This is a genomic window from Myxococcus sp. AB025B (assembly GCF_006518215.1).
GTDB classification, from domain to species: Bacteria; Myxococcota; Myxococcia; order Myxococcales; family Myxococcaceae; genus Myxococcus; species Myxococcus fulvus.
The window spans coordinates 1-3,085 of sequence record NZ_SRLW01000541.1; the positions used below are offsets into that span (position 1 = coordinate 1).

4 protein-coding genes are annotated in these 3,085 nt (G+C 69.3%); 1 reads left to right on the forward strand and 3 read right to left on the reverse strand.

Annotated elements, in window-relative coordinates:
- Positions 1 to 32: 32 nt before the first annotated feature.
- The gene (gene moeB / locus FL311_RS42240) at positions 33 to 1,193 is read right to left on the reverse strand and encodes a molybdopterin-synthase adenylyltransferase MoeB (protein WP_141333262.1); all 1,161 of its coding nucleotides are present in this window, start codon (positions 1,191 to 1,193) and stop codon (positions 33 to 35) included.
- Positions 1,194 to 1,327: 134 nt separating this feature from the next.
- Between moeB and FL311_RS42245 the strand changes: the two genes are divergently transcribed.
- Positions 1,328 to 1,717 carry an iron-sulfur cluster assembly accessory protein gene (locus FL311_RS42245; protein WP_141333263.1) on the forward strand — a complete coding sequence of 130 codons (390 nt, stop codon included), beginning with the start codon at positions 1,328 to 1,330 and terminating at the stop codon, positions 1,715 to 1,717.
- Positions 1,718 to 1,804: 87 nt separating this feature from the next.
- On the opposite strand, the gene FL311_RS42250 is transcribed toward FL311_RS42245, so the two are convergent.
- Positions 1,805 to 2,323 (reverse strand): acyl-CoA thioesterase, encoded by a 519-nt coding sequence (locus tag FL311_RS42250; RefSeq protein WP_046712842.1) that lies wholly within the window; start codon positions 2,321 to 2,323, stop codon positions 1,805 to 1,807.
- A gap of 55 nt (positions 2,324 to 2,378) precedes the next feature.
- Positions 2,379 to 3,038 (reverse strand): deoxynucleoside kinase, encoded by a 660-nt coding sequence (locus tag FL311_RS42255; RefSeq protein WP_141333264.1) that lies wholly within the window; start codon positions 3,036 to 3,038, stop codon positions 2,379 to 2,381.
- Positions 3,039 to 3,085 lie beyond the last annotated feature (47 nt).

Sequence of the window (3,085 nt, forward strand, 5' to 3'; positions counted from 1 at the left end):
GAGACAGATTTCGGGGATGGGCATGGCGGGTGTCAGTGAGCGGTGGCGCAGAAGCGCTCGTAGTCGATGAGCTCCACCTTGGCGCCGGGCGAGCACACGGGACACTGCGCGTCGCGGCGCAGCTTGAGCTCCTGGAAGCGGGTGCCCAGCGCGTCGAACGTCAGCAGCCGGCCGACGAGCGGCTCTCCCTTCCCGAGGATGAGCTTGAGGGCCTCGTTGGCCTGGAGCAGGCCGATGAGGCCCGGCAACACGCCGAGCACGCCCGCCTCCGCGCACGAGGGCGCGAGCTCCGGCGGCGGCGGGGCGGGGTAGAGGCAGCGGTAGCAGGGGCCCTGTCCCGGCACGAAGGTCGTCACCTGGCCCTCGAAGCGGAACACCGAGCCGTGGATGTTGGGCAGCCCGCGCATGAGGCACGCGTCGTTGAGCAGGTAGCGGGTGGGGAAGTTGTCGCCGCCGTCGAGGACCAGGTCGAAGCCGTCCAGCACGCGCAGCACGTTCCGCGACGTCAGGCGCTCCTGGAAGGGCACCACCTTCACGTCCGGGTTGAGGGCTTCAATCGCGGCGCGGGCGCTGACCACCTTGGGCTGGCCCCGGCGCTCCTGGGTGTGCAGCACCTGCCGCTGCAGGTTGCTCAGGTCCACCACGTCCGAGTCGACGATGCCCAGGGTCCCCACGCCCGCGGCCGCCAGGTACAGCGCCGCCGGGGAGCCCAGCCCCCCCGCGCCCATCAGCAGCACCCGCGACTTCAAGAGGCGGGCCTGACCCTCCTCGCCCACCTCCGGGAGGATGAGGTGCCGGCGGTAGCGCTCCTTCTGTTCAGCGGAGAGCACGAAGGGCTTCTCCACGGGCAGGGCCGCGTCGCTCCAGCGGTTGTAGCCGCCCGCGAGCGACGCCACGCGCGTGTAGCCCAGCTCCTTGAGCGTCCTCACCGCCAGCGCCGAGCGGGTGCCGCCCGCGCAGTAGACGATGAGCTCCTCGTCCCGGCCCGCGCGCTCCTCGATGCGCAGCTCCAGGTAGCCCCGAGGGATGTGCACCGCGCCGGGCAGCCGGCCGCCCGCGTACTCGTCCGCCTCCCTCACGTCCACGAGCTTCACCGGGGCCCGGGCGTCCAGGAGGCGCTTCACCTCGTCCACGGTGACTTCGCGAATCTCCTGTTTCACTCCGGCCAGCAGCTCTCGGAAGGTGGGCGCCATGGGGCCGGTATAACCCGAGGCCCGGGGGCGGGCCCGTGCGGGATGAAGTGTCCCGGGGCGGACGAGCGGCCGCTCCCATGGATTTTCCGGCCCCGGGCGTTATAAAGCTCGGTTCGAGAGGAGATTTTTCCCACATGGATACGACGACCACGACCCCCGGTTCCGCCACCTCGACGGCCCCCCAGTCCGCGCCCCCGACGGCGGTGCGTTTGACGGAGGCCGCCGTCCGGCAGGTGAAGGAGGTCATCAAGGCCCAGGGCTTCGAGGGCTACTTCTTCTCCATCCGCGTCGTCCCCGCCGGCTGCAGCGGCCTGGGCTACGACCTGAACCTGGTCAAGGAGACCAAGGCCGGCGACAGCGTCTGGGAGCAGGACGGCGTGAAGCTCGCCACCGACGGCATGAGCAGCCAGTACCTGGCCGGCACGGAGATCGACTACGTCTCCGCCATTACCGGCGCGGGCTTCAAGTTCAACAACCCGAACGCGAAGTCCTCCTGCGGCTGCGGCACGTCGTTCACGACCTGAGCCGCATCCGTCGCTCGACGTCCTCACGGCGAGGGCGGTGGCAGCACCGCCGCCCTCGTCGAGTCCGCCGCGTCGCCGAGCGGGCCCTCAGGCCCCGGCGATGGGCTGCATCACCTTCAGCCAGGACTGGTTCTCCTTCTGACGCGCGAGCCGCTGCGCGCGGCGGGCCTCGGCCTCGCGGAAGGCCTCCTTCTCCGTGTCCGACTCCATCAGGAGCGGCGGCACGGGGACGCGCTTGCCGTCCTTGTCGATGGCCACGAAGGTGAGCAGCGCGCTGGTGGTGAGCGTGCGCTCGCCGGTGAGCGGGTTCTCCGCGTGCACCGTGACGCCCACCTCCATGGAGGTGCGGAAGGCGGCCAGCACACGCGAGTGCAGCAGCGCCACCCAGCCCACCTTGATGGGCGCGTGGAAGTGCAGGTCATCCATGGAGGCCGTCACCACCACCTGCCGGCAGTGGCGCTGGGCGGCCACCGCGCCGCAGATGTCGATCCACTCCATCACCTTCCCGCCGAACGCGGCGTTCAGGTTGTTGGCGTCGGGAGGCAGGATGAGCTGTGTCATCACCACCTCGGTGTCCTTGGCTCGCTTGGGCGTCAAATCCGACATCACTCACACCTTCCAGACAGAGACGACGGGCTGATGACTAAGGCCCCGCCGCGTCTCATGCCAGGAAGGTGGAGATGCGGTCCAGGAACTCCTCGCGCCCGCGGCCCTTGCGGATGTCCTGGCGTGAGACATCCATCACCAGGGTCTCCACACCGTACTTCTCCTGCAGCACCTGGGGGAAGGAGGCGTAGTAGCCGTTGAGCCCTCGCAGGAACTGCGGACGGATGCCCTTCTCCTCCTCGCGGCCCCGGGTGCGGATGCGCTCCAGCAGCACGTCCACGCTGCCCACCTCGAAGCAGATGACCTTGTCCGGGCGGATGATGTGGCGCGACAGCCGCTGGAAGTACTCGTAGTACAGGTCCAGCTCCGCGTTCGTCATGTGCCCCAGGCCGTGCAGGTACTTGGCGAAGATTTCGGGGTCCTCGTACAGCGTGCGGTCCTGCACGCAGCTGCGGCGGTACGAGTGGATGAGCTCGTGGTGCTCCACGCGGCGGATGAGGAACTCGAGCTGGAGCGTGAAGGACCAGCGCGACATGTCCGCGTAGTAGTCACGCAGGAAGCGGTTGTCGATGACGGGCTCGTCGAACAGCTCGTAGCCGAAGCTCTGGCTGAGCATCTTCGCCGCCGTCGTCTTGCCCGCGCCGATGTTGCCCGCGAGCGCCACGAAGCGCCGCCCCTTGGGGGCCTTCACCTTCGGCTTCGCCGCCGTCTTCACCGCGTTGCGCGCGCGCGGCGCGGTGAAGACGGCGGCGAAGCCGAAGG

Excerpts from the sequence above, each read along its gene's own strand:
- moeB (WP_141333262.1), bottom strand. The coding sequence starts at position 1,193 with ATGGCGCCCACCTTCCGAGAGCTGCTGGCCGGAGTGAAACAGGAGATT.
- FL311_RS42245 (WP_141333263.1), top strand. The coding sequence starts at position 1,328 with ATGGATACGACGACCACGACCCCCGGTTCCGCCACCTCGACGGCCCCC.
- FL311_RS42250 (WP_046712842.1), bottom strand. The coding sequence starts at position 2,323 with ATGTCGGATTTGACGCCCAAGCGAGCCAAGGACACCGAGGTGGTGATG.